General features: G+C 57.8%; 32 protein-coding genes. 6 read left to right on the top strand and 26 right to left on the bottom strand.

Annotation, left to right across the window (positions count from 1 at the left end; translation table 11 throughout):
* Positions 1-248 precede the first annotated feature (248 nt).
* From C8K63_RS20595 to C8K63_RS20585, 3 genes are read left to right on the top strand one after another with little or no spacing between them, the layout of a single operon-like run.
* Positions 249-1,013 carry an endonuclease/exonuclease/phosphatase family protein gene (locus C8K63_RS20595; protein WP_256594979.1) on the top strand — a complete coding sequence of 255 codons (765 nt, stop codon included), beginning with the start codon at positions 249-251 and terminating at the stop codon, positions 1,011-1,013.
* Complete coding sequence (gene clsB, locus C8K63_RS20590; protein ID WP_108218354.1) at positions 1,010-2,302, top strand: cardiolipin synthase ClsB; 1,293 nt, start codon at positions 1,010-1,012, stop codon at positions 2,300-2,302. The genes C8K63_RS20595 and clsB overlap by 4 nt, the downstream gene beginning before the upstream one ends.
* On the top strand, positions 2,289-3,275 hold the full coding sequence (locus tag C8K63_RS20585; protein WP_108218353.1) for a lysylphosphatidylglycerol synthase domain-containing protein: 987 nt from the start codon (positions 2,289-2,291) through the stop codon (positions 3,273-3,275). The genes clsB and C8K63_RS20585 overlap by 14 nt, the downstream gene beginning before the upstream one ends.
* Positions 3,276-3,412: 137 nt before the next feature.
* Here the strand turns inward: C8K63_RS20585 and C8K63_RS20580 are convergent, their stop codons facing one another.
* From C8K63_RS20580 to C8K63_RS20570, 3 genes are all read right to left on the bottom strand, one after another.
* A complete protein-coding gene (locus C8K63_RS20580) occupies positions 3,413-4,171 on the bottom strand; it encodes a S9 family peptidase (RefSeq protein WP_108218352.1) in 759 nt (252 codons plus the stop codon).
* Positions 4,161-5,270: a DUF3182 family protein gene (locus tag C8K63_RS20575; protein ID WP_108218351.1), complete on the bottom strand. Its 1,110-nt coding sequence runs from the start codon at positions 5,268-5,270 to the stop codon at positions 4,161-4,163. The genes C8K63_RS20580 and C8K63_RS20575 overlap by 11 nt, the downstream gene beginning before the upstream one ends.
* Positions 5,271-5,489: 219 nt before the next feature.
* A complete protein-coding gene (locus tag C8K63_RS20570; RefSeq protein ID WP_108218350.1) occupies positions 5,490-6,482 on the bottom strand; it encodes a GlxA family transcriptional regulator in 993 nt (330 codons plus the stop codon).
* Positions 6,483-6,583: 101 nt separating this feature from the next.
* On the opposite strand from C8K63_RS20570, the gene C8K63_RS20565 reads away from it, so the two are divergent.
* Together C8K63_RS20565 and C8K63_RS20560 are read left to right on the top strand one after the other, a co-directional pair.
* The gene (locus C8K63_RS20565) at positions 6,584-7,144 is read left to right on the top strand and encodes a cysteine hydrolase family protein (protein WP_108218349.1); all 561 of its coding nucleotides are present in this window, start codon (positions 6,584-6,586) and stop codon (positions 7,142-7,144) included.
* Between the two features lie 222 nt (positions 7,145-7,366).
* A complete protein-coding gene (locus C8K63_RS20560) occupies positions 7,367-7,867 on the top strand; it encodes a YkgB family protein (protein ID WP_108218348.1) in 501 nt (166 codons plus the stop codon).
* 30 nt (positions 7,868-7,897) lie between these two features.
* Here the strand turns inward: C8K63_RS20560 and C8K63_RS20555 are convergent, their stop codons facing one another.
* From C8K63_RS20555 to C8K63_RS20545, 3 genes are all read right to left on the bottom strand, one after another.
* Positions 7,898-8,770 carry an AraC family transcriptional regulator gene (locus tag C8K63_RS20555; protein ID WP_108218347.1) on the bottom strand — a complete coding sequence of 291 codons (873 nt, stop codon included), beginning with the start codon at positions 8,768-8,770 and terminating at the stop codon, positions 7,898-7,900.
* Positions 8,771-8,933: 163 nt separating this feature from the next.
* Positions 8,934-9,452 carry a single-stranded DNA-binding protein gene (locus tag C8K63_RS20550; protein WP_007984430.1) on the bottom strand — a complete coding sequence of 173 codons (519 nt, stop codon included), beginning with the start codon at positions 9,450-9,452 and terminating at the stop codon, positions 8,934-8,936.
* A 9-nt stretch (positions 9,453-9,461) separates the two neighbouring features.
* Complete coding sequence (locus C8K63_RS20545; RefSeq protein ID WP_108218346.1) at positions 9,462-10,859, bottom strand: MFS transporter; 1,398 nt, start codon at positions 10,857-10,859, stop codon at positions 9,462-9,464.
* Between the two features lie 191 nt (positions 10,860-11,050).
* On the opposite strand from C8K63_RS20545, the gene uvrA reads away from it, so the two are divergent.
* Positions 11,051-13,885, top strand: a complete 2,835-nt coding sequence (gene uvrA / locus C8K63_RS20540; RefSeq protein WP_108218345.1) for an excinuclease ABC subunit UvrA — start codon at positions 11,051-11,053, stop codon at positions 13,883-13,885.
* A gap of 179 nt (positions 13,886-14,064) precedes the next feature.
* Here uvrA and bfr read toward each other — a convergent pair whose 3' ends face one another.
* The 20 genes from bfr to rpsQ all read right to left on the bottom strand — a co-directional run bounded on the left by bfr (position 14,065) and on the right by rpsQ (position 25,338).
* On the bottom strand, positions 14,065-14,529 hold the full coding sequence (gene bfr, locus C8K63_RS20535) for a bacterioferritin (protein ID WP_108218344.1): 465 nt from the start codon (positions 14,527-14,529) through the stop codon (positions 14,065-14,067).
* Between the two features lie 149 nt (positions 14,530-14,678).
* The gene (locus tag C8K63_RS20530) at positions 14,679-16,133 is read right to left on the bottom strand and encodes a catalase (RefSeq protein WP_108218343.1); all 1,455 of its coding nucleotides are present in this window, start codon (positions 16,131-16,133) and stop codon (positions 14,679-14,681) included.
* A 237-nt stretch (positions 16,134-16,370) separates the two neighbouring features.
* Complete coding sequence (gene rplQ, locus C8K63_RS20525) at positions 16,371-16,757, bottom strand: 50S ribosomal protein L17 (protein WP_046041617.1); 387 nt, start codon at positions 16,755-16,757, stop codon at positions 16,371-16,373.
* A gap of 42 nt (positions 16,758-16,799) precedes the next feature.
* Positions 16,800-17,801, bottom strand: coding sequence for a DNA-directed RNA polymerase subunit alpha (gene rpoA / locus C8K63_RS20520; protein ID WP_007970428.1), 1,002 nt, complete (start codon positions 17,799-17,801; stop codon positions 16,800-16,802).
* A gap of 22 nt (positions 17,802-17,823) precedes the next feature.
* A complete protein-coding gene (gene rpsD, locus C8K63_RS20515) occupies positions 17,824-18,444 on the bottom strand; it encodes a 30S ribosomal protein S4 (protein WP_003176404.1) in 621 nt (206 codons plus the stop codon).
* A gap of 18 nt (positions 18,445-18,462) precedes the next feature.
* Positions 18,463-18,852 carry a 30S ribosomal protein S11 gene (gene rpsK, locus C8K63_RS20510; RefSeq protein WP_002555466.1) on the bottom strand — a complete coding sequence of 130 codons (390 nt, stop codon included), beginning with the start codon at positions 18,850-18,852 and terminating at the stop codon, positions 18,463-18,465.
* A gap of 30 nt (positions 18,853-18,882) precedes the next feature.
* Positions 18,883-19,239, bottom strand: coding sequence for a 30S ribosomal protein S13 (gene rpsM, locus C8K63_RS20505; protein WP_009045849.1), 357 nt, complete (start codon positions 19,237-19,239; stop codon positions 18,883-18,885).
* 130 nt (positions 19,240-19,369) lie between these two features.
* Positions 19,370-19,486 carry a 50S ribosomal protein L36 gene (gene rpmJ, locus C8K63_RS20500; protein WP_002555468.1) on the bottom strand — a complete coding sequence of 39 codons (117 nt, stop codon included), beginning with the start codon at positions 19,484-19,486 and terminating at the stop codon, positions 19,370-19,372.
* A 24-nt stretch (positions 19,487-19,510) separates the two neighbouring features.
* The gene (secY, locus tag C8K63_RS20495) at positions 19,511-20,839 is read right to left on the bottom strand and encodes a preprotein translocase subunit SecY (protein WP_003228718.1); all 1,329 of its coding nucleotides are present in this window, start codon (positions 20,837-20,839) and stop codon (positions 19,511-19,513) included.
* Positions 20,840-21,277, bottom strand: a complete 438-nt coding sequence (gene rplO / locus C8K63_RS20490; protein WP_003228720.1) for a 50S ribosomal protein L15 — start codon at positions 21,275-21,277, stop codon at positions 20,840-20,842.
* 3 nt (positions 21,278-21,280) lie between these two features.
* Positions 21,281-21,457 (bottom strand): 50S ribosomal protein L30, encoded by a 177-nt coding sequence (gene rpmD / locus C8K63_RS20485; RefSeq protein ID WP_003186033.1) that lies wholly within the window; start codon positions 21,455-21,457, stop codon positions 21,281-21,283.
* Between the two features lie 2 nt (positions 21,458-21,459).
* On the bottom strand, positions 21,460-21,960 hold the full coding sequence (rpsE, locus tag C8K63_RS20480) for a 30S ribosomal protein S5 (protein ID WP_003186035.1): 501 nt from the start codon (positions 21,958-21,960) through the stop codon (positions 21,460-21,462).
* Between the two features lie 3 nt (positions 21,961-21,963).
* Entirely contained in the window at positions 21,964-22,314 is a 351-nt protein-coding gene (rplR, locus tag C8K63_RS20475; protein WP_003186037.1) for a 50S ribosomal protein L18, read from the bottom strand.
* A gap of 10 nt (positions 22,315-22,324) precedes the next feature.
* Positions 22,325-22,858, bottom strand: a complete 534-nt coding sequence (gene rplF, locus C8K63_RS20470; protein WP_003176412.1) for a 50S ribosomal protein L6 — start codon at positions 22,856-22,858, stop codon at positions 22,325-22,327.
* A 12-nt stretch (positions 22,859-22,870) separates the two neighbouring features.
* Entirely contained in the window at positions 22,871-23,263 is a 393-nt protein-coding gene (gene rpsH, locus C8K63_RS20465; RefSeq protein WP_003186040.1) for a 30S ribosomal protein S8, read from the bottom strand.
* 209 nt (positions 23,264-23,472) lie between these two features.
* Positions 23,473-23,778, bottom strand: coding sequence for a 30S ribosomal protein S14 (rpsN, locus tag C8K63_RS20460; protein WP_003176414.1), 306 nt, complete (start codon positions 23,776-23,778; stop codon positions 23,473-23,475).
* A 13-nt stretch (positions 23,779-23,791) separates the two neighbouring features.
* The gene (gene rplE, locus C8K63_RS20455) at positions 23,792-24,331 is read right to left on the bottom strand and encodes a 50S ribosomal protein L5 (protein ID WP_003210069.1); all 540 of its coding nucleotides are present in this window, start codon (positions 24,329-24,331) and stop codon (positions 23,792-23,794) included.
* Between the two features lie 22 nt (positions 24,332-24,353).
* A complete protein-coding gene (rplX, locus tag C8K63_RS20450) occupies positions 24,354-24,668 on the bottom strand; it encodes a 50S ribosomal protein L24 (protein WP_003176416.1) in 315 nt (104 codons plus the stop codon).
* A gap of 11 nt (positions 24,669-24,679) precedes the next feature.
* Entirely contained in the window at positions 24,680-25,048 is a 369-nt protein-coding gene (rplN, locus tag C8K63_RS20445; RefSeq protein WP_002555479.1) for a 50S ribosomal protein L14, read from the bottom strand.
* A gap of 23 nt (positions 25,049-25,071) precedes the next feature.
* A complete protein-coding gene (gene rpsQ / locus C8K63_RS20440) occupies positions 25,072-25,338 on the bottom strand; it encodes a 30S ribosomal protein S17 (RefSeq protein WP_003176419.1) in 267 nt (88 codons plus the stop codon).
* Position 25,339: the final 1 nt, after the last annotated feature.

Raw genomic sequence — 25,339 nt, 5'->3', positions numbered from 1 at the left:
TAGCACTCACAAAATCTTTGGTACATCAGCGATTTTGGGGCCGCTTCGCGGCCCAACGGGGGCAAGCCCCCTCACCACAGGCTCGCTCCCACATTAAATCTGTTGTGGTGTGATAACTGTGTACCGCCCGTAGCCCCATCGAAACTTTCGCCGCCGCCCCAGAGTCATCCAAAGACAGTAGCCGTCAGGCGGGAGGCGACATGACAGCGAATCACACCGATATTCCCGCACACTCAAACGCAACCGACATGCGGGTACAAGGTTCGTCCGTCATTTGTCGTTTTACGGTACTGACGGTCAACACCCACAAGGGGTTCACTGCGCTCAACCGGCGTTTCATCCTGCCGGAACTGCGTGAAGCGGTGCGCAGTGTGTCTGCCGATGTGGTGTTTTTGCAGGAAGTCCACGGCACCCATGAACAGCACCCCAAGCGTTACACCAATTGGCCGGCGATGCCGCAATACGAATTCCTCGCCGATACCCTGTGGCCGCAGTTCGCCTATGGACGCAATGCGGTGTATCCGACGGGTGATCACGGCAATGCGCTGTTGTCGAAGTTCCAGATCATCCGCCACGACAACCTCGACGTGTCCATCAGCGGCCACGAGAACCGCGGGCTCTTGCACTGTGTGTTGCGCATGCCCGGAGACGGTCAGGAGGTACATGCAATTTGCGTGCACCTGGGGCTGCGCGAAACCCATCGTACCGCGCAACTGAAGCTGCTCACCCAAAGCCTGGACGCCCTGCCCGGCAATGCCCCGGTGATTGTCGCCGGGGACTTCAACGACTGGCGCCAGCGCGCCGATGCGTTTCTCAAGCCCAGCGGTCTGCATGAAGTCTTCGCCGCGCAGCATGGCAAACCGGCGCGCAGTTTCCCCGCGCGCTTGCCGGCATTGCGCCTGGACCGCATCTACGTGCGCAACCTCAAGGCCAGCCATCCGCAAGTGCTGTCCACCCGGCCCTGGTCGCACCTTTCCGACCACGCCCCGCTGTCGGTGGAGATCGAGCTATGAGCAGCCGGCCGATGGAAAAAACCACGCTGGAACACATCCCCGCTCCGCCCACCCACGAGCCGACAGCGGTCGATGTCGAATACGGCTGGCAAGGCAGCAATCGGGTCGAGTTGCTGGAAAATGGCGAGGCGTACTTTCCCCGGGTGTTTGCAGCCCTGCGCCGGGCGCAAAGTGAGATCCTGCTGGAAACCTTCATTCTGTTCGAGGACAAGGTCGGCAATGAGCTGCAGCAGATCCTGATCGAAGCCGCTCAACGTGGCGTGCGCACCATCGTCAGCCTCGACGGTTTTGGCTGCGGCGAGCTGAGTACCGGGTTCCTCACCGCGCTGACTGCGGCCGGCGTACACCTGCAAATATTCGACCCGGCACCGAAACGCCTGGGCATCCGCACCAACTGGTTCCGGCGCCTGCACCGCAAGATCGTGGTGGTGGATGGCAGCCTCGCGTTCGTCGGCGGGATCAACTTTTCCGCCGATCATCTGGCCGACTTCGGCCCCGGGGCCAAACAGGATTATTCCGTAGAGGTGCAAGGCCCGGCCGTGGCCGACATCCATCACTTCGCCCTGCTGCAATGCGGTCGCCCGATGCACGCCAAATACTGGTGGCAACGCCGACGGCAGCGGCGCTCGGAACTGGCCTTCAGCGATCACGATGGCCAGGTACGGCTGGTGTACCGCGACAACGGAGAACACCCGACCGACATCGAAGAGGTTTACCGCCAGGCGTTGCGCCAGGCACAGCGCCGAGCGGTGATCGCCAACGCCTACTTCTTTCCCGGTTTTCGCTTGCTGCGCGAGATCCGCAACGCGGCCCGCCGAGGCGTGGATGTGCGGCTGATCCTGCAGGGCCAGCCAGACATGCGGGTGGCCAGGCTCGCCGCGCGTATGACCTATGACTACCTGCTCAAGTCCGGCGTGAAGATCTTCGAATATTGCGACCGCCCGCTGCACGGCAAAGTCGCCCTGGTGGACGAAGACTGGAGCACCGTCGGCTCCAGCAACCTCGACCCATTGAGTCTGTCGTTGAATCTGGAAGCCAACGTGCTGATCCGCGACCAGGCCTTCAATCGTCATCTGTTCGATCGCCTGCAAGACCTCAGCGATAACCATTGCAAAGCCATGCCTCCCGACGTCGCGCCACGAGGGCGTGTCTGGCACATGACCATCGGTTTTCTGGTGTTTCACTTCCTGCGGCATTTTCCGGCGTGGGCCGGTTGGTTGCCGGCGCATAAACCTCGCCTGAAACCCTTCCCCCCGCCAACCGGGAGTGCTGACCATGAACCGCGCTGAGACCCATTCGGCCTCTCCCGGCAAAAGCTCCGGCAAGTTCCATTGGCGTCGCTGGAAACGACCGCTGACGATGCTGTTTTTCCTGATGCTGATCGTGCTGTTCACGACGCTCGCCCAGCGCATCGAGTGGAACGAAGTGTTCGATAACCTGGCCGATTTCAAGGTGCGCACGCTGATCATTGCCTCGGGGCTGACCCTGGTGAGTTTTCTGGTGTACGCCTGCTTCGACCTGATTGGTCGCACCTACATCCGCCAGAACCTGACGTGGAAACAGATCCTGCCCGTGGGAATCATCAGCTACGCCTTCAACCTGAGCCTGAGCGCCTGGGTCGGTGGCATCGCCATGCGTTACCGGTTGTATTCGCGGCTCGGGGTGAGCAAGGGCAACATCGCGAAAATTCTCGGCCTGAGCCTGGCGACCAACTGGTTCGGCTACATGATAATTGCCGGCGCGGTGTTCAGCAGCGGGCTGGTGCACATGCCACCGGGCTGGACACTCAGCAGTAGCGCGCTGCAAGGCGTGGGAGTTTTGTTGTTGTTGCTGAGCACCGGATACCTGGCGGCGTGTCGGTTTTCCAAACATCGGGAGTGGGCGACTCGCGGCGTGGAAATTGATCTGCCGTCGCTGCGCATGGCGGTGCTGCAACTGGTCCTGGGGGCATTGAACTGGTCGCTGATGGCGGCAGTGATTTTCACCTTGTTGCCAGGCAAACTGGACTATCCACTGGTGCTGGGCGTGCTGTTGATCAGCGCCATCGCCGGAGTCATCACCCACATCCCGGCCGGGCTTGGCGTACTCGAGGCGGTGTTCGTGGCACTGCTGCAACATGAGGTTTCGCGGGGCAGTCTGGTAGCGGGACTGCTAGCCTATCGGGCGATTTATTTCATTTTGCCGCTGTTGATTAGCGTGGTGATGTATTTGCTGGTGGAGGCCAAGGCCAAGGCGTTGCGGGTCGAGAAAAAAACCAAGTGATGGGGTGGTTGCGAGGCCGCCATCGCGAGCAGGCTCGCTCCCACAGGGTCTGTTGGTGGATGCAGATTCCATGTACACCCTCGATCCATGTGGGAGCGAGCCTGCTCGCGATGGCGGCCTTGGACGCGCCACAAATCTCAAGATGATTGAATAATGCTCAACCGCTCCCCCACCACCATCTCGGTAATCCAGTCCACCAGGATCGAGGTGTAGGCCTGCTGGGAAATCGGGTCACTCAAGGCATGGTCGGCTCCATCGATGATGCGGTGAGTCAGTGAGTGCGTCTGCTGGCAGGCTGCCCGATAGCTCATGATCGTCGCGTGGGGCACGTATTCGTCGGTCTCGGACTGCACCAGCAGGACATCCCCAGTGAATTGCGAACAGGCATGCAAGGCGCGGTTACTGTCGGCACGTATCAGGCTAGCTCGGTAATCACGCAGATCCAGCTTGTCCAATTCGCGTTTCGGCGCGTGCCATTGCTCATCGCGATACAACGCCGGTACCCGTAGCGCCAGCCAGCGAACCGGCCTGAGCGAGGTCAGAATCGAAGCCAGATACCCCCCGTAACTGGTGCCGACCACGGCAATTGCCGACGTATCGAGAGCCGGGTGCGCGAGCAATCGGTCATAGGCTGCCAGCAGGTCGCGCAGGTTGTCTTCGCGGGTCACCCGGGACAATGGAATGCCGGTGCCGCCGGTGTGTCCGCGCAGGTCGAACGTCAGGCAGACACAGCCCAACGCGGCGATGCCCTTGGCGCGTTCCAGATCCCGCTCCTGACTGCCGCCCCAACCGTGCACGAAGAGCACGCCGGGGACTTTCGATTTGGGGCTCAGAAAAGTCCCGCTCATCTGTTCGTTGTCGATGTCGATCTGAATGGATTCGCTTCTAGCCGTCATAGGATTTAACCGTCACGTACTTAAGGAGAAAGTCACTGGTCTGCGCCGGCCCGCGGTACACCTCGATAGCGTCTGCCGGCAACGGCTGATCGCTGTAGGTTTCCACCGAAGACACACGAATGGCGCACATCCCCGGATCGCTGACGAAACTCTGCAAGGCCGCTACCTCGGCGCTGCTGGCACCGCCCATGCGCCAGGACTGTTCCAGCACGCCACTGCGCTGTTTGCCGTCGCTATCGATGCCCTGAGCGATGTCGTAGTTGCGCCGTGACGCATAGAAACGCGGATAGGCTTCATCCGCGGCGCTGTCGAACACCTGCGCTTGCTTGATAGCCACCCGCACATCATCGGCCAGGTCCAGCTTCAGCAAATCGACGTAGCTGCCCTGCACCACCAACAGGTTCGAGCCGCCATACACCTCTTCGCCCCTTGCGTCCTTGGTCAAGTATTGTTCACCACAGTAACTCAGCACCTTGTCGCCGATGAAACTCTGACCAACGCTGTGGGTGATCACTTGATCCAGGTCCTGCTCCAAGACCACGCCTTGCGTGAACAGCGTCTTGGCTTCGGGCCGGGCAAGGATTTCGTCGAACCGGTCGAGGCTGTCGATCACTTCCTGACCCCGCCCGGCGCAGGCGTGAATCGGCTTGAGGCGGATCGGGCCGGTATAGAGCAGATGCTTCGCCGCTGGCCGTGCATCCTCCAGCGAGAACACGCTGAGACCGTCGAGCACGACACTGCGCACCCGTTCGGAAAACAACGGCGCCCAGCCTGGCGGTGCATGGGCATGGTGGTTGAGTAATCCATGACTGATGGCTTTGGTGCATATGAAGTCGTGGTCGACATAACCGCCCCACAAATCCTCCGGCCCCTTGACCCCCAGTTGCCGGGCAGCCGCAGCGCCCACCAGGGTCTGGGTCGGCAACAGGTAGAGGTCCCGCCCGTCGTGTAATTGCGGGTGGTAACTGCCGCCGTACTTGAGCCCCAAAATCTGCGCCAGCCAGCGGGCCAGCGCACGGTTGGTTTCAACTTCATGCGGTGGCGCATCGGCGAGCACCGAATGGGCGACCACCAGTTTCTTGCGGGTTGTTGGGGTCATGCATCCCCCTTCAATCGACGCTTGATGAATGTAGCTGAAGGGGTGCAGAGATCAGGCCAAGGCGCAGTGCAGGGAAACGTTTTTCAAATCAGCCTGTTACGCAGAAAGTGATGGCATGGGGCCTGTTTTATTCTGCACGACGCCCTTTGATTTTCCGGCATTTTGCACGACGCCCTGTGGGAGCGAGCCTGCTCCTACAGGTTATTGGCAGTACAGCGACTACCGCACAGCAGCACCCGGCGTCACCCCAAATCTCGACCGATAATCACTCGGCGCCAACCCGGTGATTTTCCTGAACGTCGCGCGAAACGCCCCGGGGTCCTGGTAACCCACGGTCCAGGCGATATGGTCGATGGTGCCGTTGGTGAACTCGAGCATTTCCCGGGCCTTGCCGACTCGCAGATGCTGGCAGTATTCGGTAGGTTTGAGCCCGGTAGCCGCGCGGAATCTTCGCAGGAAGGTGCGCTCCTCCAGGCCGGCCTTTTCGGCCATCGCCGCCAGCGATACATCGGTCGCCCCGGTACTTTGCAGCCAGTGTTGCACCTTGAGGATCGCCGCATCGCCATGGCTGAGAATCGGCGCAAAATTACTGCCGCACTCGCTGGCGCTGTCGCTGTGCTCCACCACCAGAAAACGTGCGGTATTGGTGGCAATGCTCGGTCCCAGCAACCGGTTGACCAGGCGCAAACCGAGTTCGGACCAGGCCATAAGCCCGGCGGTAGTAATCAGATCGCCGTCATCGACAATCGGTGTGTCGGCCTTGAGCCTGATCGCCGGGTAACGTTCGGCAAAGGTTTTGGCCGAGGTCCAGTGGGTGGTGGCGCTGCGACCGTCGAGCAGACCGCTTTCAGCCAACAGGATAGAGCCCACGCAAACCCCGCCCAGTGTCGCGCCGCTGGCATGTTGCTCGCGCAACCAGCGGATCAATCCCTGTGGCGCCTGGCCTTCGGAAAAACCGGCGATCGATGGCGGAATCAACACGGCCACCAGGGTACGCTCCGGGCCGGGATGGCTGTCGAAGACCCGAACTGGCGGCTGATCACCCTCGACTTGCCAATGGCTGACCCGCAGCAGCGGCAACTGCGCAGACTGATGCTTGGTGGCGATCCGGTTGGCCACCTCGAACAGGTCGGTCAAGCCATGCACCGCCGCCTTCTGCGCGCCGGGATAGATCAACACACCGAGCTCGGCGATTGCCCTTTCTGCATCCATTGTCAGTTTTCCCCCTCTTATTGTCGGTGCGGCCAATCCCCGGACCGCCTGCCAGCGCCAATACTTCATTCCACACCAACACACACTTCGAGGAATCAGTCATGGCCAAGCAAGCGCTCATCGTAGTCGATATCCAGAACGACTACTTCCCCCAAGGCAAGTGGCCGCTGGTCGGTGCCGACGCCGCCGCAGACAACGCCGTACGCCTGATCAAGGCCTTCCGCGACGCCGGTGATTCGGTGGTGCACATCCGCCACGAATTCACCTCCGAAGAGGCACCGTTTTTCACCCCGAACTCCGAAGGCGCCAAGCTGCACCCCAAAGTGCTCAACCGTGCCGACGAACCGGTGGTGCTCAAGCACTTCGTCAATTCATTCCGCGAAACCGAGCTGAAATCGATCCTCGACGAGCAAGGCATCAAGGAACTGGTGGTCGTGGGCAGCATGAGCCACATGTGCGTCGACGGCATCACCCGTGCGGCGGCGGACTTTGGCTATAAGGTGACCGTGATCCACGACGCCTGCGCCACCCGCGACCTGGAGTTCAATGGCGTAGCGGTTCCGGCGGCGCAGGTTCATGCGGCGTTCATGGCAGCCCTGGCGTTTGCGTATGCCAGCGTGGTGTCGACCAACGATTTCCTGATCGGAAGCCAGAAGGTGTAAACCTTATTCAGGACGAGACAGCAAAAATGAAAGAAGCCCATGGCCTCACATGCCATGGGCTTTTTATTGCCAGTGAGTCTGGACGATCTGCATCGAACGCAATACCGCCAGAACCCTGGAAAGGCACGCCAAAGCCAACAATGACGCTACTCCCAACGCATACGCGGGGGATGTTGCTTTCACCCATGCCACTTTCTGGATAACTCACTGGAAGCCTGAACAATGAACAGAATGAATATCAGCACTGACAGCCTGTCGAAAAAAACGTCCCTCGGACTCACCACCATGGCGATCGGGACCTACGGCATTTACTTCGCCCTCGCCGTTATCTACTTCTGGTTCGGCGGAATGAAATTTACCCACTATGAAGCAGAGGGGCTGGTGCCACTGGTGAGCAATAGCCCCTTGCTGGGATGGGTCTATGACCTTTTCAGTGTCGATCTGTTTTCCAGTTTGCTCGGTGTCCTGGAGATTTCCATCGGCGTTCTGATTGCGGGCCGCCTGCTGTCTCCAAAGCTTTCATTGATCGGAGGCTTCTTGTCTGCCGGGCTGTTTTTCACCACCTTGAGCTTTATGTTCTCGACACCCGGCGTGATTGAGCCCGGCCTTGGTTTCCCGGCCATTACGGTCGCGCCTGGCCAGTTCCTGCTTAAGGACATCGGCTTGCTTGCCGCCTCCCTGTTCGTGGCGGGCCATTCGCTGACCAGACTGGAAACCCCTTGAGCTGACGACTTCATCCGCCGATGGCCTGAATCAGCTCGATGCATTCAGGTCATCGTCATCATCAGCAAGTACGCGGCCCTCAACGGCCAGGGATTTCATCCAACCCCGTGGACTGCAGCCGGTCTTGCGGCGAAACGCACGGGCAAGCGCCGACGGACTTTCATAACCCACCTCATCGGCGATCAGCGTAATCGGCCGCCCTTCCCGCAGGCGCTTCTGCGCCAGACTGATGCGCCAGCTCAAAAGATAATCCAACGGTGTTTGCCCCAGGACCGCGCGAAAATGCACCGCATAAGCGGCACGGGACATGTTCGACTCATTCGCCAACTCGGCCACTGACCAGGCCCGCTGAGGTTGGTTTTGCATCTGTATCAGCGAGCGCGACAGCCGCACATCGGCCAACCCGGCCATCATGCCGGTGCTCAACTGTTGGTGGTCGAGCAAATGCCGGAACAGCAGAATGATCAACAGCTCAAACAAACGATCAAGCACCGCCTCCCTGCCACAATGCCCGGAGCCAGCTTCATCGAACATCCATCTCAGGGTGTCGGCCAGCAACGGCAGCTCATCCAGAGGCAATACCAGAAGATCGGGGAGCGAAGCAGATATCGGATTACTGGCGCCACCATCGAACAGCATCGACGCACATAACAGCTGAGCACCTTCAGTGTCACTGGCGATGAGCTGATGTCGGCTGGGGCGCGGCAGGAAAATCAGGCTGGGGCGAGAGAGCAACAACTCACTCCTCCCTGGGCCTTTCAACGTGACAGAGCCGGCCTGCAACAGGTGAATATGACCGCGCTGGTCGGCGCCATCGTAGGACGCCACGCCGCAAAGCATGCCGCTGTAAAACAGGTTCGCGCGCACGCCGAACTGTGACAACAACGTAGACAGACGATCCATAGGGCAACTCTGCACAAGGTCTGGACCAGTCGCAGAGTATCACCGCGCGCTGGCGGCTGGACGGTCCTCGATCCCAGCGAGGAATGCCCTGGTAAAAATGCAAAAAGCCCGGCATCCATAAGGAGGCCGGGCTTTTTTCAGGTTCTATTCTTTGATGAAAGAATCAGAACGGGATATCGTCATCAAAGCTGTCGAAATCCGGAGCCGGCTGAGGAGCAGCCTGCTGTGGAGCTGGGCGCGACTGCTGCGGTGCCGACTGCTGTGGACGCGGTGCCTGCTGGCGCGGAGCGGATTGCTGGTAGTTGTTACCGCCGCCCTGCCCCTGCTGATCGCCCTGTGGACGGCCGCCCAGCAGTTGCATGGTGCCTTGCATGTCGACCACGATTTCGGTGGTGTAACGCTTGATACCGTCTTTTTCCCACTCGCGGGTCTGCAGCTTGCCTTCGATGTACACCTGCGAACCTTTACGCAGGTATTCGCCAGCGATTTCCGCAACTTTGCCGAACATCGACACACGGTGCCATTCGGTTTTTTCGACTTTCTGACCGGTTTGCTTGTCGGTCCACTGTTCGCTGGTCGCCAGACTCAAGTTGGTCACGGCGTTACCATTCGGCAGGTAACGAACTTCAGGATCCTGGCCGCAAGTGCCGACCAATATGACTTTGTTAACCCCACGGGCCATTACGTTCTCCTAGGCTACGCACGCTGCCCCGTCCGGGTTGTTCACCAGGCTTTCAAGGGTGGTGCGATCCAATAGTTCGGTGTCCAATTTGATGTAAATGGCCGCTTCATCAGCGACTATCACTGCATCTGTTACCCCTACGACCGCCTTCAAGCGCTCGACCAGACCCGCTTCGCGGATCGCCTCGGGCGACAACGGCAAGCGCAGGCTTGTCACGTAGGGAGGTTCTCGCATGGTAACAGCAAAGGCCAGCCAGAGGGCAGCCAGACCGGCGCATCCGAGGAACACAACCGACAGACCGCCATGCTGGAACAGCCAGCCGCCAAGAATGCCACCCAATGCCGACCCGAGGAACTGGCTGGTGGAATAAACCCCCATCGCCGTGCCCTTGCCGCCCGCCGGTGAAACCTTGCTGATCAGCGATGGCAACGAAGCTTCCAGCAGATTGAACGCGGTGAAGAACACCACCGTACCGATCACCAGAGCCCGCAAGCTGTCGCCGAACTGCCAAAAGAATAGCTCAGTGAGCATCAGCGTCACGACGGCGCCGAGTAAAACTCGTTTCATTTTGCGTTTCTTCTCGCCGTAGATAATGAACGGGATCATGGCGAAGAAAGAAATCAGCAGCGCGGTCAGATACACCCACCAGTGCTGCTCTTTGGGCAGCCCGGCCTTTTCGACTAGCGCCAGTGGCAAGGCGACGAAGCTGGACATCAACATCGCGTGCAACACAAAAATGCCGAGGTCCAGGCGCAGCAGGTCCGGATGCTTGAGGGTCGGTATCAGCGCCTGGCGCGCGACACCGGATTCGCGATGCTGCAACGGGCCGGTGGTGCGCGGCACCATGAACATCACGATCACGATGCCGAACAACGCCATGCCGCCCGTGGCAAGGAACAGCCCGGACAACCCGAAGGCGCGGGTCAGCAGCGGGCCGACCACCATGGCCACCGCAAACGACAGGCCGATGGTCATGCCGATCATGGCCATGGCCTTGGTCCGGTGTTGCTCGCGGGTCAGGTCCGACAGTAAGGCCATGACCGCCGCGGAAATCGCCCCGGCGCCCTGCAGGATGCGCCCGGCAATCACACCCCAGATCGAATCGGCATTGGCTGCCAGCAGACTGCCGAGGGCAAAGACGATCAAGCCCAGGTAAATCACCGGGCGGCGACCGATGCGGTCGGAAATGAACCCGAACGGAATCTGGAAAATCGCCTGGGTCAGGCCATAGGCGCCGATCGCCAGGCCGATCAGGGCCGGCGTGGCTCCGGCCAGATCCATCCCATAGGTCGCCAGTACCGGCAACACCATGAACATGCCAAGCATACGGAAGGCGAACACCAGGGCCAGACCGCTTGCTGCGCGGGTCTCGCTGCCACTCATGCGCTCGCTGTGGGGATCGTGCATGGAAAAACCTCATGTGAACCGGCGGCGATTCTACCAGTCCCATCGATTGGCTGGGTATATCGCGACGCTTTGACGCGCATTGCTGACGCACTCTTCATGTAAGACAGTAGCCCATTCGCTTGATAGTGTGCATCCATCCAGTATTTGGCCGTATACTCCTACGTTTTCGACGCCCGCCGAGCGAGGCCACCTTGGACAAGATCCTGATTCGTGGGGCTCGAACCCACAACCTGAAGAACATCGACCTGACCCTGCCACGGGACAAACTGATCGTCATCACCGGCCTGTCCGGCTCCGGCAAGTCGTCCCTGGCTTTCGACACCCTGTACGCCGAAGGTCAGCGCCGCTACGTCGAATCGCTGTCGGCCTACGCCCGGCAGTTCCTGTCAATGATGGAAAAACCCGACGTCGACACCATCGAAGGCCTGTCGCCGGCGATCTCCATCGAGCAGAAGTCCACCTCGCACAACCCGCGCTCGACGGTCGGCACCATTACCGAAATCTACGACTACCTGCGCCTGCTTTATGCTCGCGTGGGTATTCCACGTTGCCCGGATCACGACATCCCGCTGGAAGCGCAGACCGTCAGCCAGATGGTCGACCTGGTCCTCGCCGAACCGGAGGGCAGTAAGCTGATGCTGTTGGCGCCAGTCATCCGCGAGCGCAAAGGCGAGCACCTGTCGGTTTTCGAAGAGCTGCGCGCCCAAGGCTTCGTCCGCGCCCGGATCAACGGCAAGCTCTATGAGCTGGACGAAGCACCCAAGCTCGACAAGCAGAAAAAACATACGATCGATGTCGTGGTCGACCGCTTCAAGGTCCGCGCCGACCTGCAACAGCGCCTGGCGGAATCCTTCGAAACCGCGCTGAAATTGGCAGATGGCATCGCCCTGGTGGCGCCGATGGACGACGAGCCCGGCGAAGAGATGATCTTCTCCGCACGCTTCGCCTGCCCGATTTGTGGCCACGCCATCAGCGAGCTTGAGCCAAAACTGTTCTCCTTCAACAACCCGGCCGGCGCTTGCCCGACCTGCGATGGTTTGGGGGTGAAGCAGTTCTTCGACATCAAGCGCCTGGTCAATGGCGAACTGACCCTGGCCGAAGGGGCGATTCGCGGTTGGGATCGGCGCAACGTCTATTACTTCCAGATGCTCGGCTCGCTGGCCTCGCACTACAAGTTCAGCCTGGAAGTACCGTTCAACGAACTGCCGGCCGATCAGCAGAAATTCATCCTGCACGGCAGCGGTTCGCAAAACGTCGACTTCAAATACCTGAACGACCGTGGCGACATCGTCAAACGCTCGCATCCGTTCGAAGGCATCGTGCCGAACCTGGAGCGACGCTACCGCGAGACTGAATCGGCATCGGTGCGCGAAGAGCTGGCCAAGTTCCTCAGCACCCAGTCATGCCCGGATTGCCGCGGCACCCGTCTGCGGCGTGAGGCGCGTCATGTGTGGGTTGGCGAGAAAACCCTGCCGGCGGTGACCAACCTGCCGATCGGCGATGCGTCCGATTATTTTGGCGGGCTCAAGCTCACCGGCCGGCGTGGCGAAATTGCCGACAAGATTCTCAAGGAAATCCGCGAACGCCTGCAGTTCCTGGTCAACGTCGGTCTCGACTATCTGTCGCTGGATCGCAGTGCGGACACCCTGTCCGGTGGCGAGGCCCAGCGTATTCGTCTGGCCAGCCAGATTGGCGCCGGCCTGGTGGGCGTCCTGTACATCCTCGACGAACCCTCCATCGGCCTGCATCAGCGCGATAACGACCGGCTGCTGGGCACCCTCAAGCACCTGCGCGATATCGGTAACACCGTGATCGTGGTCGAGCACGACGAAGACGCGATCCGTCTTGCCGACTACGTGGTGGACATCGGCCCGGGCGCCGGCGTGCACGGCGGGCATATCGTCGCCGAAGGCACACCGGCCGAGGTCATGGCGCACCCGGACTCGCTGACGGGCAAATACCTGTCAGGCCGGGTAAAGATCGAAGTCCCGACCAAGCGCACACCGCGCAACAAGAAGCTGACGCTGTCGCTCAAGGGTGCGCGCGGCAACAACCTGCGCGATGTCGACCTGGAGATTCCAATTGGCTTGCTGACCTGTGTGACCGGCGTATCCGGCTCAGGCAAGTCGACCCTGATCAACAACACGCTGTTCCCTTTGAGCGCTACGGCGCTGAATGGCGCCACTACCCTTGAAGCGGCCGCCCACGACAACATCAAAGGCCTCGAGCACCTGGACAAGGTCGTCGACATCGACCAGAGCCCGATTGGCCGTACACCGCGCTCCAACCCGGCGACCTACACCGGGCTGTTTACACCGATCCGCGAGTTGTTCGCCGGCGTACCGGAGTCCCGCTCCCGTGGCTACGGGCCGGGGCGCTTCTCCTTCAACGTGAAGGGCGGGCGTTGCGAAGCCTGCCAGGGCGATGGCCTGATCAAGGTGGAGATGCACTTCCTGCCGGACATCTATGTGCCCTGCGACGTGTGCAAGAGCAAGCGCTACAACCGTGAAACCCTTGAGATCAAGTACAAGGGCAAGAGCATCCACGAAACCCTCGAGATGACCATCGAGGAAGCGCGGGTGTTCTTCGATGCCGTACCGGCCCTGGCGCGCAAGCTGCAAACGTTGATGGACGTCGGCCTGTCATACATCAAGCTGGGGCAATCGGCGACCACGCTGTCCGGCGGTGAAGCCCAGCGGGTGAAACTGTCCCGCGAACTGTCCAAGCGCGATACCGGCAAGACCCTGTACATCCTCGACGAACCCACCACCGGGCTGCACTTTGCGGATATCCAGCAACTGCTGGACGTGCTGCATCGCCTGCGCGACCACGGCAACACAGTGGTAGTGATCGAACACAACCTGGACGTGATCAAGACCGCTGACTGGCTGGTTGACCTGGGTCCGGAGGGTGGTTCCAAGGGCGGGCAGATCATTGCCGTCGGCACACCAGAGGAAGTGTCCGAGATGAAGCAGTCTCATACTGGCTACTACCTCAAACCGCTGCTGGAGCGTGACCGGGCTTAACCTGGCCCCACGAAAAAGCCCCTGTCACTTCATCAATGACAGGGGCTTTTTTATATCTGTAGGAGCGAGCTTGCTCCGGGCGGCGTTCCGACGAAGGTCGCAAACGATAACGCAGCGCCTTCAGATTTTTCGCGAGCAAGCTCGCTCCTACAAAAGACGTTGGGGCTTCCCCTATGCAATCAGGCGTGGGATTGCAGGTAGTTCTCAAGCCCGATCAACTTGATCAGACCCAACTGCTTCTCGAGCCAGTAGGTGTGATCTTCTTCGGTGTCGTGCAATTGAACCCGCAGCATTTCGCGGCTGACATAGTCCTTGTGCTGCTCGCAGAGCGAGATGCCCTTGCACAGCGCAGCACGAACCTTGTATTCCAGGCGCAAATCCGCTTCGAGCATCTCTGTCACCGTGGTGCCGACATCGAGATCGTCCGGACGCATGCGCGGCGTGCCTTCGAGCATCAGAATCCGGCGCATCAGGGCATCAGCGTGCCCTGCTTCCTCTTCCATCTCGTGGTTGATTCGTTCGTAGAGCTTGGTGAAACCCCAGTCCTCATACATCCGCGAGTGGACGAAATATTGATCACGCGCGGCCAGTTCGCCGGTCAGCAACGTGTTGAGGTAATCGATCACATCCGGGTGGCCTTGCATCGCCCTACATCTCCCTGCTTGAAAGTTGTAGTTTGAACCAACATGCCCTTATCGTCACTCGCAAGACGCAATAAAAGCGAAGATATCCTGAGAAAATCAGCCGAAATAACGCAAAAAACCGCCCTAACAAGGGCGGTTCTGCTTCTCATTTAGACTTCGTTAAGCTGTACGTTGAGCAGCTTTGCGATTGCTTCTCCATACGCCGGGTCAGCCTTGTAGAAATGTTGCAGCTGGCGATCGACCACATCGCTCGACACACCCGCCATCGCACCGGCGATGTTGCTGACCAGCAGTGATTTCTGCTCTTCAGACATCAAGCGGAACAACGCGCCAGCGTGACTGTAGTAATCAGTATCTTCACGATGATCGTAACGATCGGCGGCACCACTGAGGGCCAACGCCGGTTCTGCATAACGAGGCGCCTGCTTCGGCGACTCGACGTAGCTGTTCGGCTCATAGTTCGGCGTCGCACCGCCATTGCTGCCAAAAGCCATCGAACCATCGCGCTGGTAAGTGTTGACCGGACTCCGTGGAGCGTTGACGGGCAACTGCTGGTGATTGGTGCCGACACGGTAGCGATGAGCGTCCGCGTAGGCGAAGACCCGACCTTGCAGCATACGATCCGGCGACAGACCAACGCCTGGAACCATATTGCTGGGACCAAACGCCGCTTGCTCGACTTCCGCGAAGTAATTCTGCGGATTGCGATTGAGCTCCAGCTCTCCGACTTCAATCAGTGGAAACTCTTTCTGCGACCAGGTTTTGGTGACATCAAACGGGTTGTCGTAGTGCGCTGCCGCCTGGGCCTCACTCATGATCTGAATGCATACGCGCCATTTCGGGAAATCACCCTGCTCGATGGCATTGAACAGGTCGCGCTGAGCGTAATCCGGATCAGTACCCGCCAGGCGCGTCGCCTCGGCAGGAGCAAGGTTCTTGATCCCCTGTTTAGTCTTGTAGTGCCACTTCACCCAGTGACGCTCACCTTGAGCGTTGATAAGGCTGTAAGTATGGCTACCAAAGCCGTGCATGTGGCGGTATCCATCCGGGATACCCCGGTCGGAGAACAGGATGGTGACCTGGTGCAGCGCCTCGGGCGAATGCGACCAGAAGTCCCACATCATCTGGGCACTTTTCAGGTTGCTTTGCGGCAAACGCTTCTGGGTGTGGATAAAGTCCGGAAACTTCAGTGGATCGCGAATGAAGAACACGGGGGTGTTATTGCCAACGATGTCCCAGTTGCCTTCCTCGGTGTAGAACTTCAAGGCAAAGCCGCGCGGATCACGCTCGGTATCGGCCGAACCACGCTCACCACCCACGGTGGAAAACCGCAGGAAAGTCGGGGTTTGCTTGCCGACTGCCTCAAACAGCCTCGCGCTGGTGTATTGAGTGATATCGCGCGTCACGGTAAACGTACCGTAGGCACCCGAGCCTTTGGCGTGTACTCGGCGCTCAGGGATATTTTCACGGTTGAAGTGGGCAAGCTTCTCAATCAGATGAAAATCGTCGAGCAGCAACGGGCCACGAGGGCCGGCGGAACGGGAATTCTGGTTATCGGCAACAGGAGCGCCACTGGCGGTGGTAAGCGTTGTGTTTTGGCTCATGCGATCTTCCTTCCTCTGTCGGTCTTGAACTGCCGGCTATCGGCTGAGAGGGAGTATTGATCATCAATATGACAGCTACAAATTCATTAACTTGCAGACATCGATAGAGAAAAACTAATGATCATCCCCATCACATGATGACGCTGTGGACGAGGGAGACGCTTGTACAAAGGGTGCATTTCTTACAGACACAAAAAACCGGGCACTAGGCCCGGTTCTTTGTTTCAGACTGACGTCTTACTCGGCAGATACAGCTTCGCCAGCAGTAGCACGATCAACCAACTCGACGTACGCCATAGGCGCGTTGTCGCCAGCGCGGAAACCGCACTTGAGGATGCGCAGGTAGCCACCCTCACGGGTAGCGTAACGCTTGCCCAGGTCGTTGAAGAGCTTACCAACGATAGCTTTCGAACGAGTACGGTCGAAAGCCAGACGGCGGTTAGCAACGCTATCTATCTTGGCCAAAGTGATCAGCGGCTCGGCAACGCGGCGCAGTTCTTTAGCTTTTGGCAGAGTAGTTTTGATCAGCTCGTGCTCGAACAGCGACACCGCCATGTTTTGGAACATGGCCTTGCGGTGCGAGCTGGTGCGGCTCAGGTGACGACCACTTTTACGATGACGCATGGTTCATTCCTTACCAAACACTACGTTCGGTGATTACGACGATCAGGCAGTCGCCTTGTCGTCCTTCTTAAGACTTGCAGGCGGCCAGTTGTCGAGGCGCATGCCGAGGGACAGACCGCGGGAGGCCAGAACGTCCTTGATTTCAGTCAAGGATTTCTTGCCCAGGTTCGGAGTCTTCAACAGCTCTACTTCGGTACGCTGAATCAGGTCGCCGATGTAGTAGATGTTTTCCGCCTTAAGGCAGTTAGCCGAACGTACAGTCAGTTCCAGATCGTCAACCGGGCGAAGCAGGATCGGATCGATCTCGTCTTCCTGCTCGACAACCACTGGCTCACTGTCACCCTTGAGGTCGACGAACGCAGCCAACTGCTGTTGCAGGATGGTTGCAGCGCGGCGAATTGCCTCTTCAGGATCCAGAGTACCGTTGGTTTCCAGATCAATAACCAGCTTGTCCAGGTTAGTACGCTGCTCGACACGGGCGTTTTCCACCACGTATGCGATACGGCGAACCGGGCTGAACGAAGAGTCAAGCTGCAAGCGACCGATGCTGCGGCTTTCGTCTTCATCGCTCTGACGCGAATCTGCCGGTTCATAACCACGACCACGAGCTACTACGAGCTTCATGTTCAGGGCGCCGTTAGACGCCAGGTTAGCGATTACGTGATCGGGATTAACGATCTCGACATCATGATCCAGCTGAATATCGGCAGCGGTAACCACCCCCGAACCCTTCTTCGACAAGGTCAGCGTAACTTCGTCACGACCGTGCAGCTTGATAGCCAGACCTTTAAGGTTCAACAGGATTTCAATGACGTCTTCCTGTACACCTTCGATGGCGCTGTACTCGTGGAGCACACCGTCAATCTCGGCCTCGACTACTGCACAGCCGGGCATTGAGGACAACAGGATGCGGCGCAGCGCGTTGCCCAGGGTATGGCCAAAGCCACGCTCGAGAGGCTCGAGAGTGATCTTGGCGCGGGTTGGACTGACAACCTGCACATCAATGTGGCGGGGTGTCAGGAACTCATTTACCGAAATCTGCATGGATGCACCTATTTTCTAGCCCTTACTTGGAGTAGAGCTCGACAATCAGGCTTTCGTTGATGTCGGCGGACAGATCACTGCGAGCTGGAACGTTCTTGAAAACGCCCGACTTCTTCTCAGTGTCTACTTCTACCCATTCTACGCGGCCACGTTGGGCACACAGATCGAGAGCTTGGACAATGCGAAGTTGATTTTTTGCTTTCTCGCGAACAGCGACCACGTCACCAGCACGAACCTGGTAGGACGGAACGTTAACGGTCTGACCGTTTACGCTGATCGACTTGTGCGATACCAGCTGACGGGATTCGGCACGAGTCGAACCAAAGCCCATACGGTATACAACGTTGTCCAGACGGCATTCGAGCAGTTGCAGCAGGTTTTCACCGGTTGCACCTTTCTTGCCAGCAGCTTCTTTGTAGTAGCCGCTGAATTGACGCTCGAGAACGCCGTAGATACGACGGACCTTCTGCTTTTCACGCAGTTGGGTGCCGTAGTCGGACTGGCGACCGCGGCGTTGGCCGTGGATACCAGGTGCTGCTTCAATGTTGCACTTCGATTCGATCGCGCGCACGCCGCTCTTCAGGAAGAGATCGGTGCCTTCGCGACGAGCGAGTTTGCATTTTGGACCAATGTAACGAGCCATTCTTTACAATCTCCTGGATTACACGCGGCGCTTCTTCGGCGGACGGCACCCGTTGTGCGGGATTGGCGTCACGTCGGTGATGCTGGCGATCTTATAGCCACAGCCGTTCAAAGCACGGACAGCAGACTCACGACCTGGACCTGGACCTTTGACGTTAACGTCGAGGTTTTTCAGGCCGTATTCCAGCGCAGCTTGACCAGCACGTTCAGCAGCTACTTGAGCAGCAAACGGGGTGGACTTGCGGGAACCGCGGAAACCCGAACCACCGGAGGTAGCCCAAGAAAGCGCGTTACCTTGACGGTCGGTGATGGTCACGATGGTGTTGTTAAAAGATGCATGGATGTGGGCGATGCCATCAACCACTGTCTTTTTAACTTTTTTACGAGGACGAGCAGCAGGTTTTGCCATGATAATTTTCCTGTCGATTCGCTGGGGCGATTACTTGCGGATCGGCTTACGCGGACCTTTACGGGTACGCGCGTTGGTCTTGGTACGCTGACCGCGTACTGGAAGACCGCGACGATGACGCAGACCGCGATAGCAACCGAGGTCCATCAAGCGCTTGATTTTCATGTTGATTTCGCGACGCAGGTCACCTTCAGTGGTGAACTTCGCCACTTCGCCACGCAGCTGTTCAATTTGCTCGTCGCTCAGATCTTTGATCTTTGCTGCTGGGTTTACCCCAGTCTCTGCACAAATTTTCTGTGCAGTAGTGCGACCAACACCATAGATGTAGGTCAGCGAGATAACAGTATGCTTGTTATCTGGAATGTTAACGCCTGCAATACGGGCCATTCAGTGGGACTCCAATTGACAGCTACCTACGCCCCGGAAGCCAAGAAATAGGGCGCGAGATAATATCGCTGTAATAACAAATAATCAACCCGGCAGCGCACTAGCTGCCGGGCTTGAAGCACAATCACACTCAGCCTTGGCGCTGTTTGTGACGCGGTTCCGCGCTGCAAATTACTCGAACAACACCTTCGCGGCGAATAATCTTGCAGTTACGGCACAGCTTTTTCACCGATGCACGAACTTTCATCACCAACTCCTCGAACCTTATGGGTCAGCGCAGCATGCCGCTGCCGTAACCCTTCAGGTTGGCTTTCTTCATCAGGGATTCGTACTGGTGCGAAACGAGGTGCGATTGTACTTGGGACATGAAGTCCATCACAACCACGACGACGATCAGCAACGAGGTCCCGCCAAGGTAGAACGGTACGTTGGCTGCAACCACCAGGAACTGGGGCAACAGGCAGACGGCCGTCATGTAAAGAGCACCGAACATGGTCAAGCGAGTCAGAACGCCATCAATGTAGCGCGCAGACTGCTCACCTGGACGGATGCCCGGAATAAAGGCACCGGACTTCTTCAGGTTTTCCGCTACGTCTTTCGGATTGAACATCAACGCCGTATAGAAGAAGCAGAAGAAAATAATCCCTGCACTAAACAGCAGAATATTCAACGGCTGACCAGGAGCGATCGACTGCGAGATGTCCTGCAACCAGCCCATACCTTCAGACTGACCGAACCAGGCACCCAACGAAGCCGGGAACAGCAAAATGCTGCTCGCGAAAATAGCCGGAATAACACCGGCCATGTTCACCTTCAGCGGCAAGTGGCTGGTCTGCGCGGCAAAGACCTTGCGGCCCTGCTGACGCTTGGCGTAGTGAACAGCGATACGACGCTGACCACGCTCAATGAACACCACGAAACCGATAATCGCTACTGCCAGCAAACCGATGGCAACCAGGGCGAAGATGTTGATATCACCCTGACGTGCAGACTCGAAAGACTGCCCGATCGCTCTCGGAAGACCGGCGACGATACCCGAAAAAATCAACATCGAGATACCGTTGCCAACACCACGCTCAGTAATCTGCTCACCCAGCCACATCATGAACATCGCACCAGCCACAAACGTGGATACCGCGACGAAATGGAAGCCAAAGTCACCAGTGAACGCAACGCCCTGCCCCGCCAGACCAATGGACATGCCAATGGCCTGGACGAGAGCGAGGACGACAGTGCCGTAGCGGGTGTACTGGCTGATCTTGCGACGGCCAGCTTCACCTTCCTTCTTCAACTGCTCCAGCTGCGGGCTGACGGCAGTCATCAGTTGCATGATGATCGATGCCGAGATGTACGGCATGATCCCCAGTGCAAAGATGCTCATCCGTTCCAGCGCGCCGCCGGAAAACATGTTGAACAAGCTAAGAATGGTCCCCTCATTCTGTCGAAACAGGTCCGCGAGTCGGTCCGGGTTGATACCTGGAACCGGGATGTGTGCGCCTATTCGGTAGACGATAATCGCCAGGAACAGAAAACGCAGACGAGCCCAGAGTTCAGACATACCGCCTTTGCCGAGCGCAGAGAGAGCACCTTGCTTAGCCATTTATTCCTCGAACTTGCCGCCAGCTGCTTCGATAGCCGCACGCGCACCTTTGGTGGCGCCGATTCCCTTGCCGATAGTGACAGCGCGAGTCACTTCACCGGACAGCATGATTTTCACACGCTGTACGTTGACGTTGATCACGTTGGCATCTTTCAGGGACTGCACGGTGACGATGTCGCCTTCCACTTTAGCCAGCTCGGACAGACGCACTTCTGCGCGGTCCATGGCTTTCAGGGAAACGAAACCGAACTTCGGCAGGCGACGATGCAGCGGCTGTTGACCGCCTTCAAAGCCTGGAGCAATGGTGCCACCGGAGCGGGAGGTCTGACCTTTGTGACCACGGCCACCAGTCTTACCCAAACCGCTACCGATACCACGGCCCGGACGATGCTTTTCGCGACGGGAACCCGGCGCTGGACTCAGATCATTGAGTTTCATCGATTAACCCTCGACACGCAGCATGTAGTAAGCCTTGTTGATCATCCCGCGATTCTCGGGAGTATCCAGGACTTCTACAGTGTGACCGATGCGACGCAGACCCAGACCCTTAACGCACAGTTTGTGGTTAGGGATGCGGCCGGTCATGCTTTTGATCAGCGTTACTTTTACGGTAGCCATGATCAGAAGATCTCCTTGACGCTTTTGCCACGCTTGGCGGCAATGGATTCAGGAGACTGCATTGCTTTCAAACCCTTGAAAGTGGCGTGAACCACGTTTACCGGGTTAGTCGAGCCGTAGCACTTGGCCAGAACGTTCTGAACGCCAGCAACTTCGAGGACAGCACGCATAGCGCCGCCAGCGATGATACCGGTACCTTCAGAAGCAGGCTGCATGTACACCTTCGAAGCGCCGTGAGCGGACTTCATTGCGTACTGCAGAGTGGTGCCGTTCAGATCAACCTGGATCATGTTGCGGCGAGCAGCTTCCATTGCCTTCTGGATCGCAGCAGGCACTTCACGCGACTTGCCACGGCCGAAGCCAACACGGCCCTTACCATCACCAACCACGGTCAACGCGGTGAAAGTGAAGATACGGCCGCCTTTAACGGTTTTGGCTACGCGGTTAACTTGAACCAGCTTCTCGATGTAGCCTTCGTCGCGCTTTTGGTCGTTATTTGACATAACTTAGAACTCCAGCCCAGCTTCACGAGCAGCATCAGCCAGCGCTTTAACGCGGCCGTGGTACTTGAAGCCAGAGCGGTCGAAAGCCACTTGCGAGACGCCAGCGGCCTTAGCACGCGTAGCGACCAGCTGGCCAACCTTAGTGGCCGCGTCGATGTTGCCGGTGGCACCATCACGCAGTTCTTTATCCAAAGTCGAGGCGCTTGCCAGGACTTTGTTGCCGTCGGCCGAAATGACCTGGGCGTAGATGTGCTGCGAAGAGCGGAACACGCAGAGACGCACGACTTCGAGTTCGTGCATTTTCAGGCGTGCTTTGCGAGCGCGACGCAGTCGAGTAACTTTTTTGTCGGTCATTTGCTATGCCCTACTTCTTCTTGGCTTCTTTACGACGGACGACTTCGTCCGCGTAGCGCACACCTTTGCCTTTGTACGGCTCTGGTGGACGGAAGTCGCGGATCTCGGCGGCCACTTGACCTACCAGCTGCTTGTCGATGCCCTTGATCAGGATATCGGTCTGGCTAGGAGTCTCAGCGGTGATGCCTTCCGGCAGTTCGTAATCCACTGGGTGCGAGAAGCCAAGAGCCAGGTTCAGCACTGTGCCTTTTGCTTGCGCTTTGTAACCAACACCGACCAGCTGGAGCTTGCGCTCGAAGCCTTGGCTTACGCCTTGGACCATGTTGTTTACCAACGCACGAGTGGTACCAGCCATTGCGCGAGTCTGTTGATCGCCATTGCGAGCAGCGAAACGCAGCTCACCAGCTTCTTCAACGATCTCAACGGACGAATGGATGTTCAGTTCAAGAGTACCCTTGGCACCCTTCACCGAAAGCTGTTGGCCTGCGAATTTTACTTCGACACCGGCTGGCAGCTTAACGGGGTTCTTAGCGACGCGTGACATGCTTATCCCCCCTTAGAACACAGTGCAAAGAACTTCGCCGCCGACACCGGCAGCGCGCGCAGCACGATCAGTCATCACACCCTTGTTGGTGGAGACGATAGACACACCGAGACCGCCACGAACTTTTGGCAGATCATCGACGGACTTGTACTGACGCAGGCCTGGACGGCTAACGCGCTTCACTTCTTCGATAACCGGACGGCCTTCGAAGTACTTCAGCTCGATGGACAGCAGAGGTTTGATTTCGCTGCTGATCTGATAACCCGCAATGTAACCTTCGTCCTTCAGGACTTTGGCAACAGCTACCTTCAACGTGGAAGATGGCATGCTTACGACGGACTTTTCAGCCATCTGGGCATTACGGATACGAGTTAGCATGTCCGCTAACGGGTCCTGCATACTCATGGGCTAGACGCTCCTAATACAAAAAAATTAGCCTTGCGGCTATTACGTGTCGCCGAGAATCTCCGAGCATGAAAAACACGGGCTCAGGCGAGCCGGGTATTCTAGACACACCCCAGAAATGAATCAAGCCCCAAAAGGGGCTTGATCCAGATTCAAGGCCACCGATGGTCAGGATCTTGCGATCCTGGACACCGAGACTTTGACAGTACTTACCAGCTGGCTTTAACCAGACCCGGTACGTCACCACGCATGGCAGCTTCACGCAGCTTGTTACGGCCGAGGCCGAACTTGCGGTAAACGCCGTGTGGACGACCGGTCAGGCGGCAGCGGTTACGCATGCGCGAAGCGCTTGCGTCACGTGGCTGCTTCTGCAGGGCTACTGTAGCTTCCCAACGCGCTTCTGGACTTGCGTTCAGATCAACGATGATAGCTTTCAGTGCTGCACGCTTCTTGGCGTACTTGGCAACCGTGAGCTGACGCTTCAGCTCGCGGTTTTTCATGCTCATCTTGGCCATGGTCCTACTCCAATCAGTTGCGGAACGGGAATTTGAACGCACGCAGCAGAGCGCGGCCTTCATCATCGTTCTTGGCAGTGGTGGTCAGGGTGATGTCCAGACCGCGGAGAGCATCGATCTTGTCGTAGTCGATTTCCGGGAAGATGATCTGCTCTTTCACGCCCATGCTGTAGTTGCCACGACCATCGAAGGACTTGGCATTCAGGCCGCGGAAGTCGCGAACCCGAGGCAGGGAGATCGACAGCAGACGATCCAGGAACTCGTACATACGCTCACGGCGCAGGGTCACTTTGACGCCGATCGGCCAACCTTCACGGACTTTAAAGCCAGCGATGGATTTGCGAGCGTAGGTCACAACGACTTTCTGGCCGGTGATCTTTTCCAGGTCAGCAACAGCGTGCTCGATGACTTTTTTGTCGCCGATCGCTTCGCCCAGACCCATGTTCAGGGTGATTTTGGTAACGCGCGGAACTTCCATCACGTTCGAAAGCTTAAGTTCTTCCTTAAGTTTCGGAGCGATTTCCTTCCGGTAAATCTCTTTTAGTCGTGCCATGGTCTCATCTACCTAGCAGTGTTCAAGCATCAACCGCTTTTTGGGTCGACTTGAAGACACGAATTTTCTTGCCGTCTTCTACTTTGAAACCAACGCGGTCAGCCTTGTTGGTTTCGCCGTTGAAAATGGCGACGTTAGAAGCATCCAGCGGAGCTTCTTTTTCGACGATACCGCCCTGTACGCCCGACATCGGGTTAGGCTTGGTATGACGCTTAACCAGGTTCAGACCGCCAATAACCAAACGGTTGTTAGCGAGAACCTTAAGCACCTTACCGCGCTTACCTTTGTCTTTGCCGGCGATCACGATGATCTCGTCGTCACGACGAATCTTTTGCATGTCGGATCTCCTTACAGCACTTCTGGGGCGAGCGAGACGATCTTCATGAACTTCTCAGTACGAAGTTCACGGGTCACTGGCCCAAAGATACGGGTGCCGATCGGCTCTTGCTTGTTGTTCAGAAGAACAGCAGCGTTGCCATCAAAGCGGATAATGGAGCCATCAGCACGACGTACGCCGTGACGAGTGCGGACTACAACAGCAGTCATCACTTGGCCTTTTTTCACTTTACCGCGAGGAATTGCTTCCTTCACGGTAACTTTGATGATGTCACCGATACCAGCGTAACGACGATGGGAGCCACCCAGCACCTTGATGCACATAACACGGCGAGCGCCGCTGTTATCGGCCACATCGAGCATGGATTGAGTCTGAATCATATAATTTCTCCGACCCCTAGTCCTTAGACTTCCACAGCGCGTTCGAGAACATCAACCAGCGCCCAAGACTTGGTCTTGGCCAAAGGACGAGTTTCACGAATAGTGACTTTGTCGCCGATGTGGCACTGATTGGTTTCGTCGTGCGCGTGCAGCTTAGTCGAACGCTTAACGTATTTACCGTAGATCGGGTGCTTAACGCGACGCTCGATCAGAACGGTGATGGTTTTGTCCATCTTGTCGCTGACAACACGGCCAGTCAGCGTACGGACAGTTTTTTCGGCTTCAGCCATG

Source organism: Pseudomonas sp. GV085 (assembly GCF_003050925.1).
Lineage (GTDB): Bacteria > Pseudomonadota > Gammaproteobacteria > Pseudomonadales > Pseudomonadaceae > Aquipseudomonas.
This window is presented reverse-complemented; position numbering and strand designations above follow the sequence as displayed.